1 protein-coding gene is annotated in these 507 nt (G+C 69.0%); it reads left to right on the forward strand.

What is annotated here, in order from left to right; translation table 11 throughout:
* A partial coding sequence (locus tag TN53_RS42160) for an enolase C-terminal domain-like protein (RefSeq protein ID WP_324609659.1) occupies nucleotides 1-507 on the forward strand: 507 nt, incomplete at both ends.

Below are 507 nucleotides of genomic sequence, written 5' to 3' on the forward strand. Positions count from 1 at the left end.
GTCCACGAGCATTCCCCTTGCGGCCGGCGAACGCCTCTACTCCCGCTGGGACTTCCGCGAGGTACTGGCCGGCGGTATCGCCGTGGCCCAGCCCGACCTGTCGCACGCCGGCGGTATCTCCGAGGTGCGTCGCATCGCGGCCATGGCCGAGACGTACGACGTCACGATGGCGCCCCACTGCCCCCTCGGCCCGATCGCCCTGGCCGCCAGCCTCCAGATCGCCTTCTCCGTGCCGAACTTCCTCATCCAGGAACAGAGCATGGGCATCCACTACAACCAGCAGGCCGACCTGCTGGAGTACGTGATGGACCCCGAACCCTTCCGGTTCCAGAACGGGTATGCCGTCGCCTCGGCCCGCCCGGGCCTAGGCGTCGAGATCGATGAGAAGGCGGTACGCCACGCCGCCGAGACCGGACACCGCTGGCGCAACCCCATATGGCGGGGCGCCGACGGGGCGTTCACCGAATGGGGACCCCCCCCCGTAGACCGAACCCCCAAGGAGAGCTT

The organism is Streptomyces sp. WM6386 (assembly GCF_000972385.1).
GTDB lineage: Bacteria > Actinomycetota > Actinomycetes > Streptomycetales > Streptomycetaceae > Streptomyces.